This window comes from Acidaminococcus hominis, assembly GCF_900291475.1.
Classification (GTDB): Bacteria; Bacillota; Negativicutes; order Acidaminococcales; family Acidaminococcaceae; genus Acidaminococcus; species Acidaminococcus hominis.
In genome coordinates, this window is the sequence record NZ_OLMM01000001.1 from 130,387 (window position 1) to 145,875 (window position 15,489).

The 15,489-nt window shown below is 54.4% G+C and carries 10 protein-coding genes and 1 riboswitch; of the genes, 6 read left to right on the forward strand and 4 right to left on the reverse strand.

The features are described 5' to 3' along the window. Positions 1-212 precede the first annotated feature (212 nt). The gene (locus C7E10_RS00590) at positions 213-1,184 is read left to right on the forward strand and encodes an ESPR domain-containing protein (protein WP_105325456.1); all 972 of its coding nucleotides are present in this window, start codon (positions 213-215) and stop codon (positions 1,182-1,184) included. On the opposite strand, the gene C7E10_RS00595 is transcribed toward C7E10_RS00590, so the two are convergent. Together C7E10_RS00595 and C7E10_RS12100 are read right to left on the reverse strand one after the other, a co-directional pair. Next, on the reverse strand, positions 1,107-1,985 hold the full coding sequence (locus C7E10_RS00595; RefSeq protein WP_200820167.1) for an IS3 family transposase: 879 nt from the start codon (positions 1,983-1,985) through the stop codon (positions 1,107-1,109). The genes C7E10_RS00590 and C7E10_RS00595 overlap by 78 nt on opposite strands. After that, positions 1,936-2,304 (reverse strand): transposase, encoded by a 369-nt coding sequence (locus tag C7E10_RS12100; protein ID WP_105325519.1) that lies wholly within the window; start codon positions 2,302-2,304, stop codon positions 1,936-1,938. Before C7E10_RS12100 ends, C7E10_RS00595 begins: the two co-directional genes overlap by 50 nt. A 214-nt stretch (positions 2,305-2,518) precedes the next feature. Here C7E10_RS12100 and C7E10_RS00600 point away from each other — a divergent pair, with 214 nt between their 5' ends. The 3 genes from C7E10_RS00600 (at position 2,519) to C7E10_RS00615 (ending at position 9,656) form a co-directional block, all read left to right on the forward strand. Continuing rightward, a complete protein-coding gene (locus C7E10_RS00600; protein WP_160101750.1) occupies positions 2,519-5,635 on the forward strand; it encodes an S-layer homology domain-containing protein in 3,117 nt (1,038 codons plus the stop codon). Between the two features lie 1,636 nt (positions 5,636-7,271). Beyond that, positions 7,272-7,371, forward strand: a riboswitch (SAM riboswitch). Positions 7,372-7,476: 105 nt separating this feature from the next. Then, a complete protein-coding gene (locus tag C7E10_RS00610; protein ID WP_105325459.1) occupies positions 7,477-8,307 on the forward strand; it encodes a MetQ/NlpA family ABC transporter substrate-binding protein in 831 nt (276 codons plus the stop codon). Between the two features lie 14 nt (positions 8,308-8,321). After that, positions 8,322-9,656: a M20/M25/M40 family metallo-hydrolase gene (locus tag C7E10_RS00615; protein WP_231086423.1), complete on the forward strand. Its 1,335-nt coding sequence runs from the start codon at positions 8,322-8,324 to the stop codon at positions 9,654-9,656. Positions 9,657-9,713: 57 nt separating this feature from the next. On the opposite strand, the gene C7E10_RS00620 is transcribed toward C7E10_RS00615, so the two are convergent. Together C7E10_RS00620 and C7E10_RS00625 are read right to left on the reverse strand one after the other, a co-directional pair. After that, the gene (locus C7E10_RS00620; protein ID WP_105325460.1) at positions 9,714-10,763 is read right to left on the reverse strand and encodes a Fic family protein; all 1,050 of its coding nucleotides are present in this window, start codon (positions 10,761-10,763) and stop codon (positions 9,714-9,716) included. Between the two features lie 156 nt (positions 10,764-10,919). Next, on the reverse strand, positions 10,920-11,633 hold the full coding sequence (locus C7E10_RS00625) for a LysR family transcriptional regulator (RefSeq protein ID WP_160101753.1): 714 nt from the start codon (positions 11,631-11,633) through the stop codon (positions 10,920-10,922). A gap of 111 nt (positions 11,634-11,744) precedes the next feature. Between C7E10_RS00625 and C7E10_RS00630 the strand changes: the two genes are divergently transcribed. Further along, positions 11,745-13,520: an ABC transporter ATP-binding protein gene (locus C7E10_RS00630; RefSeq protein WP_105325537.1), complete on the forward strand. Its 1,776-nt coding sequence runs from the start codon at positions 11,745-11,747 to the stop codon at positions 13,518-13,520. After that, entirely contained in the window at positions 13,517-15,310 is a 1,794-nt protein-coding gene (locus tag C7E10_RS00635; RefSeq protein WP_105325462.1) for an ABC transporter ATP-binding protein, read from the forward strand. The genes C7E10_RS00630 and C7E10_RS00635 overlap by 4 nt, the downstream gene beginning before the upstream one ends. Positions 15,311-15,489: the final 179 nt, after the last annotated feature.

The window sequence follows — 15,489 nt, forward strand, 5'->3', positions numbered from 1 at the left end:
AAACGCTGTACATATTATATAGTTATTTCGTATTCGTGAAAAATTCATTACATCATATTCTTTGTTTAATAACATAATGCTTATAAAATATAAAAACAATTAAAAGAAAACTGAAAAGTCATTGACAATTGTCCTCTAATGGAAGATAATTTGATACAGAGAACAGTTCTTAATTGTGCTCAAAATGGAATACGAGAAAAGGGGCGAGGTTTATGAACAAGGCATATCGAGTCATTTGGAGTCGAGTAAAACATTGTTACATCGTTGTCTCCGAACTGGCAAGAAGCCACACGAAAAAATCTGGGAACGCCAGAGCTGGGGGAAAAAGCATGGCAGCTCTTTGTACGTTCCTATTGCTCAGCAGTGCCGGTGTCGCAGGAGCAGCTGACACCACTGTTGGCGGCGGAGCAGGTGTGGCCTATGGGACGGGCAGTTCGGCACCCAAAGCGGAAAATGTGGCTATCGGGAAAAATGCCACCATTTCCTACTCTGGCGGCGTTGGGCAGCCATCTACAGGCGATATTGTTATCGGTGGTGGTGCACATACCAATAACTATATTGACCAAGGCGGTGGTATCGCAATTGGTGCCAATGCTTTTGTGGAAAATATGGTTGGAGGCTTAGAGCGATCTTTTGATTTTAATCAGGCCCAATATGATAGCATCTTTGGCATATCGTATGGATTCCCGAAAGATCCATCAAAAATGGTAACTGGTGTAGCTATTGGTCAGAATACCTATGCCCGTTCCGGCAGCGTCATGCTTGGTACTCATAATTATAAGGGAGCATTAGGCGACACAGAGGTCGATAGTGCAAATGCAAAGGCTGATAATATGTCGTTGTTTTCTACAACGGTAGGTGCCAATAGTTATACAAATGGATTATTTTCTTCCGTAACAGGCTCGTACTCCATTGCATCTTCTGATTATAGTGGTGGAACTACTAATGCTGTAAAGAATTTTGGCGCGACTATTACAGGTTCTTTAAACAGCATCGAATCGAAAACAGCATCCTCCGCTTACTCCGGCATCGCCAGCAGTATTGTTGGTGTGGCCAACTATAGTGGCACGTTTGTCAAGACCAAAATCGATGAATTTCTAAATGTATCAGGCAGCAGACATTGCAGCATTGAGCAGCAGTGCCGGGAAGTAGCGCTCTGCTGGCGGGACGTTCCCGATGGCTGAGTGGCAGCGCTGGAAGTTATACACGTTGATGTAGTTGCGGATGGCCTTGCGAGCCTCCCGGATGTTGCGGTACTGCGTGAGATAGGCTTCCTCATACTTGAATGTCCGGAACCACCGCTCAATCTTGATGTTGTCGGCCCAGCGGCTCTTGCCATCCATGCTCTGGCGGATCTTGTGTTCCTTGAGGAAAGCCTTGTACTCCTTGCTGGTGAACTGGCATCCTTGGTCGGAGTTGAGAATCTGCGGCTTTGCTATACGGAGCGCCTTCCTTACGGCGGCAATGACCATCCGGGTGTCCAGGGTATCGTCCACCTCCCAGCCAACAATGCAGCGGCTGTACCAGTCGATGATGGCTGTCAGATAAACGAAACCGTGCTCCAGGGGAATGTAGGTGATGTCGATGGACCATGCCTGGTTAGGCTGCTGAATATCCACATGCTTCAGCAGGTAGGGCATCACCTGCGCTTGTTGCTGCCGCTTGGAAAGGTTCATCTTCGGATAGATGACGTCGATGCCCATCTCGCGCATATAGCGAGCTGTCTTGCGTCGTCCGGCCTGATGCCCGAGGCGCTGCAGCTGCGAGGCCAGCTGCCTTGCGCCCCAGGCAGGATTGTCCGCGTGGCAACGATCGACGATGCGCTTGCATTCCAGCTCTTCATCTGATGGAGTGTTCTCTTTGGGGTGGTAGTATTGGCTTGTGCGGTTGACGCCGAGCAGCTTTGCTGCTTTCCGAAGGGAAAGCTCCTTGCACTCACTCCTCGAAAGGTTTTGGAGAATACTGTTTCTCGTAGTCCGGTCCAAGAATTTCCTCAGATTTTTTTTTCAACCAATCCACCTGCATGGTGAGTTGGCCAACTTTGCGGGCATAGGAGGCTTTCTCCTTCCGCTCGGTCTCGAGTTTTTGATTGAGGTTGTCCTCTCTGGAATCATCGAATATGATGCTTGCCTTGCTGAGAAACTCGTTCTTCCAGTTCCGCAAGAGGTTCGGCAGGATTTCGTTCTCAGCCGCCAGCGTGTTGAGGTCTTTCTCACCCTTGAGCAGCTCGATGACGAGATCGGATTTGAATTTCGACGTGAAATGACGGCGCGTGCGTGACATGATGATTATCTCCTTTTTCATTGATCGCCTCCAGTATACCACGAGATTCACATTAAGAAATAGTTTCGAAGTTGTCTTAATTCATAGTTCCATTATAAACAGGGTATACAATTCCAACGGAGCTTTGGTCTTTGGTGCCGGCAATGAAATTACCAATTCTGTTACTGATGTATCGGCTTTGGACCTTAATTTTGACAATGCATCGCCCAATGCACTGCGGGATAAGTTGAAAGGCATGCTGAAAGATGCCAACGGCGGCGGTTCTACCCTGGCCATTGGCGGCGGCAACACGGCGGATTATACCCTGCTGACCCAGATTTCCGGGGTCAGCAACACCATTACCGGTTCCTCCAGCACCCCTGCCAAGCTGAACTATATTGCCGGGTTCCAGAATACCATAACAAATGCTTCCAATAATATTGTCATGGGGGACAAGCATACAGTTACGGCAGAAAACACCATTGCCATCGGTGGTTTGTCCAAGGCTGAAACCCGTTCTGTGGCCAATACCACGTCCCTGGGTTATGATGCCCTGGTCAGCCAGGAGGGCGGCGTAGCCCTGGGCTACCAGTCCAAGGCGGCGGTAGACAAAGGCGCAGCGGGCTACGACCTGTCCACCAACGCAGCCTCCACCGATACCAGTTCCACCTGGAAAGCCACCGCAGCGGCCGTTTCTGTGGGCGATGCGGATAACGGCCTTACCCGTCAGATTACCAGCGTGGCAGCCGGCTCCGCCGATACCGATGCGGTAAACGTAGCCCAGCTGAAAAAAGCCGTAAGTTCCGCTGCTGGTTCTGCCGCCCACTACTATAGCGTAAAGAGCGACGAGCAGGGCGACGGTTCCAACTACAACAACGATGGCGCCAAAGGCCGAAACGCACTGGCAGCCGGCGTAAATGCTTCGGCAAAAGGCTTCGAATCGGTAGCCATTGGCTATGGCACTAAGACCACCGCAGACAACACCGTGGCCATCGGCAACGGCAGCCAGGCTATCGGCAAGCACGGCGTGGCCATCGGCGACGGTGCCACCGCAGGCTCCCCGGACGGCAACTACCTTTTTGGCAACATTGCCATCGGCACCGGAGCCAATTCCGCCGGCGGCGTTGCTATCGGTGATAATTCCAAGGCCGGGAATTACAGCTTGGCAGCTGGCCTCTATTCGGAAGCCGGCGACCGGGCCGCAGCTGCTGGGTATTCCAACAAAGCCACTGGCCAGTGGTCCTCCGCTTTGGGGGTAGGCAACGAAGCCTCGGCCCTTTCCTCTACGGCTGTGGGCAATGGCAACAAGGTGTCCGGCCTCAGCTCCGCCGCAGTAGGCGTGAGCAATAACGTAGCCCAAAATAATACCTTCGTCCTGGGCAGCCGCGTGACCACCACCCAGGCGAACAGCGTGGTCCTTGGAGCTGGTTCCGCCGACCGGGCGGCCACCAGTGAGACCAAGGGGACCATCACCCTTTCCGACGGAACCACCCGGGAATATGGGAACTTTGCAGGCACTAGCCCAACTGGCGTGGTCAGCGTAGGAGCTAAAGACAGTGAACGGCAGATCATCAACGTGGCAGCCGGAAAGATCAGCGCCGACAGCACCGATGCCGTCAACGGCAGCCAGCTCTACAGCCTGGCCAACGAAGTGGGCAAAAACGCAGACGCCATCAAGACCATTAACACCCAGATTACCAACGTCACCGCCGAAGCCGGTAAGCACACCACCGTAAAGGCCGGGGCTAACAAGAACCTGACCGTCACCGAAGGCACCAATGCTGCCGGCGGCAAGGAATATACTGTGGACCTTTCCGAAAATCTCAATATTGGTGGGCCGGGCAAAGACGGCAAGGACGGTACGGACGGCCATATGGGCATTAACGGCAAGGACGGCGTTTCCGGCGTAGGCATCGACGGCAAGGACGGCATCTCCGTCAAGGGCGACAAAGGCGAAGTGGGCATTAACGGCAACGATGGCATTTCCATCAAAGGCGCAGACGGCAAGGACGCAGTGGCCATTAACGGCAAAGATGGGGTCGGCCATATCGGTCTCACCGGACCTGCCGGGACCAACGGCAAGGATGGCACCAATGCCGTGGATATTTCCGTGAAGAACGGCTATAACGGCCAGGACGGCACAAGCGGCGCTGCCGGAGTAGACGGCAAGGACGGTATTACCCGCATCGTTTACGAAGACAAAACTGGAGAACATCAGGTAGCCACCCTGGACGACGGCATGAAGTACGGCGGCGATACCGGAGATGTCATCGCCAAGAAGCTGAACAACCAGGTGAACGTTATCGGCGGTATTACGGACCAGGGAAAACTCACCGCCGCAGATAATATCGGCGTGGTCTCTGACGGCAAAGACAACCTAAAGGTGCGGCTGGCCAAAGACCTGACAGGTATCACCTCCATCAGCAATGGAGGCAATACCACCATTACCCTGGGCGATAACGAAGTGAACGTGAACAACGCCAAAATCACCAATGTGAAGAACGGAGACATTTCCGAAGGGTCCAAAGATGTGGTAAACGGCGGCCAGGTCTATAATGTAACGCGGAATTTAGAACAAAAAATAGACAATTCCGCAGCACAGCTGGGCAGCCGCATCAACAAACTGGGCGACCAGGTAGAACGGGTAGGAGCTGGCGCAGCAGCTCTGGCCGCACTCCATCCCCAGGACTTTGACCCCGATGACAAATGGGACTTTGCAGCCGGCTATGGCAATTACAAAGGAGCCAATGCAGTGGCCGTAGGCGCCTTCTATCGCCCCACCGAAGACGTGATGTTCTCCGTAGGCGGTTCCTTCGCTGGAGGAGAAAACCTGGTGAACGCCGGCGTCACCTTTAAACTGGGCCAGCACAACCACGTCACCCGTTCCCGGATAGCCCTGGCCAAAGACGTACTGGAGCTGAAGCAGCTGGTAGCCAAGCAAAGCGCCATAATCCAGCAGCTCATGGCCGGACAAACCCCAGCAAGCCCCGCAGCCCAGAACGTTGACTTCCCCGATGTACCTAAAGACCATTGGGCTTATACCTACGTGAAGACCTTGGCCGACAGAGGCTACCTGAAAGGCTATCCGGACGGCGAATTTAAAGGTAACCGTACGATGACTCGTTATGAATACGCAGCCATCATCTATAGAGCCCTGCAAAACGGCGCCCCTGTAGATGGCAATATGGGCCGCTCTTTGGGTGAATTTGGCCCCGAAATCCAAAAAGTCGCAGAAGCCGACCACTTCCGGGTAGACCGGGTTTCCGGCAAAGACAACGACCGGCATAAAATCGAACGCCTCCGGGTCAACGACCAAGACGACAAAGCCCAGCACGTATTCCGGGACGTGTACGGCAGCCAGATTAAAAAATAGAGAAAAAGCTAAGTCAAGTAAGAAAACAAACCCCACGAAAGCGTCAGTTGTTCGAAAGAATAACTGACGCTTTTTCACAGGGGGCTGGCGGGTTGTTGCGGCCAATGGACCTGAAGTGATGTGGTGCCGGGAATCCCCGCTCAGTCAGCCACTAGCGTGGCTGCCAGCTCCCCCCTAGTGGTTCGCGGCTAGCTGCGCAGCTACGTCCTACGGACTTGCTTTGCAGGCCGCTATCACAGGGGACGCATTAGCCGGCCCGCCTTTGGACCCATGTTATGGCGGACCGGATGCGTCTCCCAAAGGTTGGAGCCTTTAAATGGACGTGCGGTCAGCGGGGATGGGGGGATGAAAACAAAAATTGCTTCAAGTTGTTGAGGAATCAAGATGGAATATATGGCAGAACAGGAACCCCAACCAGGTCCTGCTTTAGAACCAGGGCAGGACCGACCTTCCCCTTCTCCAGTGCGTGCCGAGCAACGCACTGGTAAGTGGAAGGCAATGTGGCGCAAGCGCCACAAAAACATGGATGCGGACGTGCTGGTCGATAGTAGTGGAGATTTGAAAGCTAATGTAGTAATAACCGCTATACTATTGATTAATAAATGACCAGTGGGGGGTTAGTATGCCTTCTGCAAACGTTGCGGTCGTGTCCAAACAGCGATACGGGTATTCCAAAAGCTGTTTGGTGTATGCGAGCCATGTGATAGCTGCCTGTGAATCTAGTCTGCAAGACGAAGATGAACAGCTAGCAGCGAACTACTGAGAAGGTGTCGCATTTTCCTTTAAAGCCCCCTTCAAGCGTTGCGGTCACGTCCAAACAGCGTCACAGGTATTCTAGAAGCTGTTTGGTACACGTGCCCCATGTGATAGCCGTCCAAGAAGCAAGTCCGTAAGGACGCTGCTGATTGGAACACGGCGAACCACTAAGGAGGTGGCAGCCACTACCTTCCACGTTTGGGAGTCGCATCCGGTCGTCCACATCAAGGCAGCAATGGAGGACCGGCTAATGCGACCTCTGTGATAGCATTCCAAGAATCGAGCTCGAAGAGCGAAGATGATTGGTACAATGCGAACCACTCGGGGAAGGGGAACCGCCCGTAGGGTGGTGGAAAGGGGGCTGACGGAGAAAGTTTCTAATTGTAAGGACGCTGCTGATTGGAACACGGCGAACCACTAAGGAGGTGTCAGCCAAAGGCTGACGGAGGAAGTTTACTCGGTTTTTCGCGGCCCTTGGCCGCGATTTGCCTTCTCTTTACCTGTTCGCTATGCGAACAGGTAAAGGGGAAGGAAGGCATTGCCGAAGGCAATGCCAGGATGGGGTTCAAAACCAAGATACCTGTACTACACTCGTTGAGAACGTCGACCAAAAATCCGGTACAGAGTTTTCTACAGCTAGAGATTGCTTTACGTTCGAGATTTTGACCTAGTTGGACTACCGTCCTTCATGCACTAGCCCCAAAAGGGGATAGCATTTTCCTTTTCAGGGAAAATGCCGCAACCGGCAATAGGGGGATTCCCGGCACCAGCACACTTCAGGTACATTGGCCGCACCAACTGGTCCGATGTGTTTCCCTCCCTCCAAAACCCTGTTGACAAATATCCCCTCTTTATAGTATGATTTCTTCATAAACTGAATACTTCATCCAGAGCAGCGGAGGGAATTGGCCCTATGAAGCTGCGGCAACCCCCGGAAGGGAAGGTGCCAAATCCAACGGGAACAACCTGAAAGATGAAACCGCACAAAGGCAGCGTCATCTTTTCAGATGACGTTTTTTCATACCTTCACGCTAGAAAAAACTGTTCTGGTTAAGTCATTCAAAAAAAGAAAGGAAGAGATGTGTATGAAACTGAAAAAAGTATTGCTGGGACTGGTTTCCGTCCTGGCAGCAGCCAGCCTGCTCACCGGCTGCGGCAACGACAAAACCGCCGACAAGTCTGCGGCACCAGCCGAAAAGAAGACCATTACCGTGGGCATTACCCCCGGCGACTCCGAACAAATCATGGAAGTAGTAAAGAAGGAAGCTGCCAAACAGGGCCTGAACGTAGAAGTCAAAGTCTTCTCCGACTTCGTGACCCCCGACCAGGCACTGGCCAGCAAAGAACTGGACCTGAACTCCTACCAGCATGAACCCTTCCTGGTGGCCTTCAACAAAAAGAGCGGCACCAACCTGGTGAGCATCGGCAAGACCTACCTGGCTCCCCTGCGTCTGTACTCCACCAAAATCAAGAACATCAACGAACTGAAAGATGGGGACAAAATTGGCATTCCCAACGATCCCTCTAACGGCGGCCGTGCCATCCTGATGCTCAGCAAACTGGGGCTGATCAAAGTAAACCCCAACGTAGCAGCTACCAGCCTGACCGTCAACGACATTACCGACAACCCCAAGCACCTGCAAATCATCGAACTGGAAGCAGCCCAGCTGCCCCGTTCCCTGGATGATACCGCAGCCAGCATGGTCAACGCCGGTTACGCCAACTCCGCCGGCCTGTCCCAGGACCTGGCCATTGCCAAAGAAGACAATACCAGCCCCTATGTGAACATCATCGCCGCCCGGGCAGAAGACAAGGATAACCCCACCTACCAAAAATTCGTGAAGATTTTCCAAAGCCCGGCTGTCAAAGAATATATCGAACAAAACTGCAAGGGCAACTTGATCCCTGCATGGTGAGAAGGTGCTGAAAAGTGAGTTTGACCCAAGAAGATGAAAAACTGGCTGCGCATTTGCAGGCCATGATTCGCTGTGCCACCGTGTCCAACTCCGACGTGAACAAGGTGGATTGGCAGGAATTTGAAAAACTCCATGCCTTGTTTGAAAAGTTTTACCCCCATATTTACCAGCTCATGGAACTGGACAAAGTGGGGCAGGCCGGTCTCCAATTCCATTTGAAAGGAACCGGCAGCGGCAAGCAGCCCCTGCTGCTCATGAGCCACCAGGACGTGGTGGAAATCGGCGACCGGAGCCAATGGAAATTTGACCCCTTCTCCGGGGATATTATTGACGGCTGCGTCTGCGGCCGGGGTACCACCGACTGCAAGCACCTGCTGCTGTCCGAGCTGGAAGCCGTGGAAAACCTCCTGGCCCAAGGCTGGCGCCCGGATTACGACTTGTACCTGAGCCTGGGCTACGCAGAAGAAGTGTATCTGGAAAACGATACCGACGCTGCCCAGCGCCTGGCCGAAAACCTGGAGAAAAAAGGCATCCGCATTGGCACCATCTTTGATGAAGGCGGCTTTATCCAGCCGGAAAAAGATGGCTGGCTGTCCGCCCGCATTGGCCTGGGCGAAAAAACTGCCGTGAACTACGAAATCTACAAAGATTCCCCCGGCGGCCACTCCAGCAAGCCCGGTGCAGGAACGGCCCTGGGCGCAGTGGCCAAAGCCATTGTGAACATCGAAACCCATCCCTTCCCGTACCGCTTGACCCCTCTGGCCAAGGACCAGCTGATTGCCAGCGCACCCCTGCAGCCCGAAGGCATCAAAGAAATCTACGCCGACCCTGAAGGACGCTGGGAGGACCTGTGCGCCCTGGCCAAGCAGAATCCGGCCCTGGACGCCTTGCTCCATACCACCATTGCCTTCACCATGGCTTCTGCCAGCACCCAGCCCAACGTGCTGCCCTCCCATGCTGCAGCCGGCTTCAGCGTCCGGGTGCTTCAGGGCGATATCGTGGAATCCGTCCAGAAATACTTTACCCAGTTCCTGCCGGAAGGAGTCAAGATTAAGCACATTTCTGGCCTGACCCCCACGCCAACCTCCACCCCGGACAGCCACGCCTTCCGGCTTACCGAGAAGATTCTCCACGAAATGTATGGAGAAAAAGTCCTGATGATCCCCGTTCTCATGCTGGGTGCCACCGACACCCGGTACTACCGGAACGTATCCCAGGACGTGCTCCGCTTCTCCGCCCACAAGAAAGACGCCCGGTGGGGCGAAGCCCATCAGGTCAACGAAAAAATCCCCATGGACGCTCTGCGCCCCAGCGTGGAATTCTTCGAAAAACTGTTGAAACTGTATTAAGAACTAAAAATCGCCCTGCAAAATCAATTGGTTTTGCAAGGCGATTTTTTAATTTCCCTACCCTTTATGCACATACCCCGTATTGCGCCCTTGGCCTACCTTGATGAGCAACCCCGACTGCAGCAGCTGGGACAGGGTCCGTTCCACGGTAATCTTGCTGATGTCCGGACAGCGGGTCATAATCTCTTTCTTGGTGATGATGCCCACGGTCTGGTCCAGCAGCGCCTTGATGCGCTCCGTCTTGGACAGCTTTTTGGCTCCCAAATACTCCACCCGGCTCTCAAACTCCCGGTACGCCTTGAGAATAGCTCCCAGCAAGTAACTGCAAAACGGTGCATAGGTGTTCTGGTTGTCGTGCCAGCCCGTGGAACTGGCCTGGAGCGCTTCGTAATACGTTTCCTTGGAATTTTCGATAATCATCTCCAGGCTGATATACTTGCCCACAATATACCCCGCTTTGTACAGCAGCAGGGTAGTGAGCAGCCGGCTCATCCGACCGTTGCCATCATTAAACGGGTGAATGCACAGAAAATCCAGCACAAATAGGGGAATCAGCAGCAACCGGTCGATTTTTTCCTCCTGCCAGGCCTGGTTGAAACTGGCGCACAAGGCTTCCAGGGCTTCTGCCGTCTGAAAAGCAGGAACCGGGACAAACCGCGTACGCTGCTTTCCTGCCGCATCCGTTTCTGCAATCATATTGTCCGCGTCCTTATAACTGCCCCCTTGACTGCTTCCTGAAAAAGAATATAAATCCCGGTGCAGCTGCAAGATGACCCGTGGAGACAGAGAAATGTAGGGGTAACTCTCGTGGATGGTGGCAAGCACTTCCCGGTAGCCAGCAATCTCCTGCTCCGAACGATTGTGGGGCTCCGCCTTGTGGCTCACCAGCTCCTTCAGCCGCTGGTCACTGGTGAAAATACCCTCAATCCGGTTGGAAGCTCCGGTGCTTTGGATTAGGGCCACTTCAGCCAGAGGTTGCAGTTCATCTCTGTTTGCTTCAAGAAATAAATCCTGCCGCCCTTTGCACTCGTGAATGGCCGTCAGCTGCTGCAGCAGTTCCAGCGACAATAGCTTTTGCACCATCGCCTCGTAGGCAAAATCCCGCATTCCAACACCTCCCTGGAAATTTTTCTACATCATTTTAACAATAAATGATGTAGAAAACAAGCAGGTGATGCAAGAAACCTAAATAAGCACAACCAGCGTTCCCGTATAGGCTTTTCTTCCTATGCGGGAACGCCTTTTCATTCCCCGCTTTTCCCTTTAAACTCTCCCCAAAACGCCTTTTCCGCTTCCCCCAGCTTCCGTCCTTTTTTCCGCACCAGGCACACCTGGCTTACCAGCTGGGGCTCGTTCACGGTCCCCCAGGTCCCGGAGAATGGCTTCCCACCGCCGGTACACCAATAGCGGCCGCCCCGCCAGCTCCTTCAGGGTCAGGGTGTCAGGCAGGCCGTAGAGCATGGTGGCTGACCCCGCCGCCGCAAAGGCTTCCTGGGTCAGTACCGTCCGTTCCAATCCGGCAGCAGGGAAGGGGGTGCGGATTAGGGCCAGCTCAATTTTTTCCTTATCCAGAGCCTCCAGGAGCCCATACGTATTGGCCTCATACACCTGGAAGGGCACGTCCGGGTGCTCCAGGGTAAAGTGGGTCAGACCCTTGAGGAATTTTTCCCCAGTCCCGGAGGAGATGATTCCCAGCCGCAGACTACCCTTGTTTCCCGCCTGAAAACTCCGCATATCGCTTTGGGCTGCCTGCTGCAGCTCCAGTATCTTTTGGGCGTAGTCGTACAGCACCTTTCCGGCTTCGGTGAGCCGAATCTGCCGGGCTCCCCGTTCCAGCAGTTTTACCCCGCATTCCTTCTCCAGATTCTTGATTTGCAGGGACACCGGAGGCTGGGACAGGTTCAGCCGCCGGGCACCCCCGGAAATGGTGCCTTCCTGGACCACCGCCGCAAAACAAATCAGCTGTTCTGAATTCATAGCGCTTCCTCCTATATAGAAATTAAATAGATATACACAGATGATATATAAATTATATACCATCTCCCGTGCTATGATAAGTACAGAAATTGATGAGGGGTGAAGAAAATGTTGAAAACCTTATGGCCCTATTTTAAGGGGTATGAAAAAGAGTGCGTGCTGGCACCGCTCTTTAAATTATTGGAAGCCTTGATGAGCCTATTGGTGCCGCTGGTGGTGGCGGACATCATCGACAAAGGCATTGTGGGCGGCAATACCCACTACATTTGGCTGTGCTTCTGGCTGATGCTGGGACTGGCCGTTTTGGAAGTGGGCTTCTCCTTTACCGCCCAGTGGTACGCTGCCAAAGGTGCCGTGGGCTTTACCACCAGCCTGCGCCAAGCCCTGTTCGACCACATCCAGGCGCTGTCCTATACCGAGCTGGACACCCTGGGCACGGACACCCTGATTACCCGGATGACCAGCGACATGAACCAGGTCCAGACCGGTCTCAACCTGGCCCTGCGCCTGCTGCTCCGGTCCCCCTTCGTGGTGTTTGGCTCCATGGTCATGGCCTTCACCATTGATGTGCGCTGCGCCCTGATTTTCGTGGTGGCCATTCCCATCCTTAGCGCTGTGGTGCTGGGCATTATGATCAAGAGCATTCCGCTTTTCACCAAAGCCCAGCAGGCCCTGGACCGGCTCCTGGGGACCACCCGGGAAAACCTCACCGGCGTCCGGGTAATCCGGGCCTTCTGTAAGGAAAAGGACGAAGTCAAGGAATTTGATGAAAAAAACGAATTTCTGACCCATATGAACGAAACCGTAGGGAAACTTTCCGCCCTGATGAACCCGGCCACCTACCTGCTGGTGAACCTGGCTACCGTGGTCCTGATTCGGGAAGGCGCCCTGCGGGTGAACCTGGGCGGCCTGGCCCAGGGCGATGTAGTAGCCCTTTACAACTACATGGCCCAGATGATCATCGAGCTGGTAAAACTGGCAGCCCTGATCATTACCATCAATAAATCCATTGCCTGCGCTGAGCGGCTGGAATCCGTCATGCAGGTAAAGCCCGGCATGGACTTCCCCAAAGCGGGTGTGCAGCTGACCAAGCCCCAGGCAGGAGTACCCGAAGTAGCCTTCCGGCACGTGTCCTTTGCCTATGCAGGCTCCGGCGCCGAAGCCGTTACCAATATAGACTTTGCCGCCCAGCCCGGTGAGACCATCGGCATCATCGGCGGTACTGGCAGCGGCAAATCCACCGTGGTGAACCTGATTCCCCGGTTCTACGACGCCACCTCCGGTATTGTGGAAATCGCCGGCAAGAACGTCAAAGATTACGCAGAAGGCGCCTTGCATGAACGCATCGGCGTGGTGCCCCAGCGGGCTACCCTGTTTGAGGGCAGCATCCGGGACAACCTGAAATGGGGCAAGGAAGACGCCACCGACGAGGAACTGTGGCAGGCCATAGATACTGCCCAGGCCCATGAGGTAGTGGAGGGTAAGCCCGGCCAGTTGGACTACCAGCTGGAGCAGAACGGCCGGAACCTGTCCGGCGGCCAGAAACAGCGGCTGACCATTGCCCGGGCCCTGGTGCGGAAGCCGGATATCCTGATTCTGGATGACTCCGCCAGCGCCCTGGACTTTGTCACCGACCTGAAACTGCGGCAGGCCATCAAAAAGCTGGAAGGCAATATGACCGTATTCATCGTGTCCCAGCGCACCAGCAGCGTCCGCTACGCCGACCAGATTCTGGTGCTCAGCGACGGCAAACTGGTGGGCAAGGGGACCCACGACCAGCTTATGCAGAACTGTGAAGTATATCAGGAAATCTATTATTCCCAGTACCCGGAAGAACGGCCTAAAGACCGGCCTTTGGTACTGGATGACGAGGAGGCAGCATTATGACGGACAAAAAGAACCTGAACCAAGAAGACGAAAAGCTCTTGGAAGAATTGCCCCAGGACGAAAACGTCACCAGCCTGACCACCCTGAAAAAAGTCCTGAACGTCATTGACGCCTACCGGATTCTTCTGGTCCTTAGCATCGTGCTGGCCGGCGTCAGCGTGGTGCTGCAGCTGTACGTACCCGTGCTCTTTGGCCGGGCCATCGACGGCATCGTAGGTGCCGGCCGGGTGGACTTCGCCCTGGTAGGCCGGTATCTTACCCGGATTATCGCCCTGGTGGCCCTGTCCAGCCTGGCCACCCTGATTATGAACCTCATCAACAACCGGCTGACCTACCGCACCGTCCGGGATATCCGGGCCAAGGCCATCCGCCAAATCCAGGTGCTCCCCCTGTCCTATTTGGACGGCCAGAGCATCGGCGACCTGGTGCAGCGGGTCATTGCCGATGTGGACCAGGTCTCTGACGGCCTGCTGCTGGGCTTTACCCAATTGTTTACCGGCATCATCACCATCCTGGTGACTCTGTACATCATGTTCACCAAGAACGTGGAAATCTCCCTGATGATCGTGGTGCTGACCCCCGTCAGTTTCTTCGCCGCCAAGTTTATCGCCACCCATTCCTACCATATGTTCCGCCAGCAGACCGCCGTTCGGGGCCGCCAGACCGCCCTGATCAACGAAATGGTGGGCAGCGAAAAAGTGGTGAAGGCCTTTCGGCACGAAGCCAAAGCCTCGGAACAATTTGACGTCCTGAACAAAGACCTGCAGCATTATACCCAGCACGCCCTGTTCTACAGCTCCTTGACCAACCCCTCCACCCGTGCCGTCAATAACGTCATCTACGCCCTGGTGGCCCTTTTGGGCGCCTTCCGGATCCTCAGCGGCACCATTACCGTAGGCGACCTGACCGTACTGCTGTACTACGCCAACCAGTATATGAAACCCTTTACCGACATCAGCTCCGTAGTCACCGAGCTCCAAAACGCCATGGCCTGCGCCGCCCGGGTATTTACCCTCATCGACGCCCAGCCCCAGAGCCCGGATCCCCAGGCGCAGCTGGCCTTTAAAGACGGCAAAATGGATATCCAGCACGTGTACTTCTCCTACGTAAAAGACAAGAAACTCATCGAAGACTTCAACTTCCACGTAGAACCCGGCCAAACCACCGCCATCGTAGGACCCACCGGCTGCGGCAAGAGCACCTTCATCAACCTGCTGATGCGCTTCTACGACGTGGACCAGGGCACCATCTCCATCGACGGCCAGGATACCCAGACCGTGGACCGCCATTCCCTGCGGAAAACCTACGGCATGGTCCTCCAGGAAACCTGGCTGAAACAGGGCACCATCCGGGAGAACATCGCCTTTGGCAAACCCGGCGCCACCGAAGAAGAAATCATCCATGCCGCCAAAGAAGCCCACAGCTGGGAATTTATCCGCCGGCTGCCCCAGGGCCTGGATACCGTAGTGGACGATGACAGCCTGAGCCAAGGCCAGAAACAACTCCTGTGCATCACCAGAGTCATGCTGGCCCTGCCGCCCATGCTCATCTTGGACGAAGCCACCAGCTCCATCGATACCCGCACCGAACTGAGAATCCAGGCCGCCTTCGCCAAACTCATGAAAGGCCGCACCAGCTTCATCGTAGCCCATAGACTCTCCACCATCCGCAGCGCCGACCAGATTCTTGTGATGCGGGACGGCAAAATCATCGAACAAGGCACCCACGACACCCTCATGGCCCAAAACGGCTTCTATACACAACTGTATAACTCCCAGTTTGCACAATGATGGGGGAGAATACCTACCAAGTAATTTCCCGCTGCCAAGCTGAAAGAAACCTCCCAGCTGGGCAGCCCGTTAGAACGCAGCTGCAGAAATCCCTTGCTGCAGCTGAAAAAGACCCTCCCGGGCCAACACCACCCAGGAGGGCCTTTCCCTATTTACATAAAGAGGACAAAATTTCACAG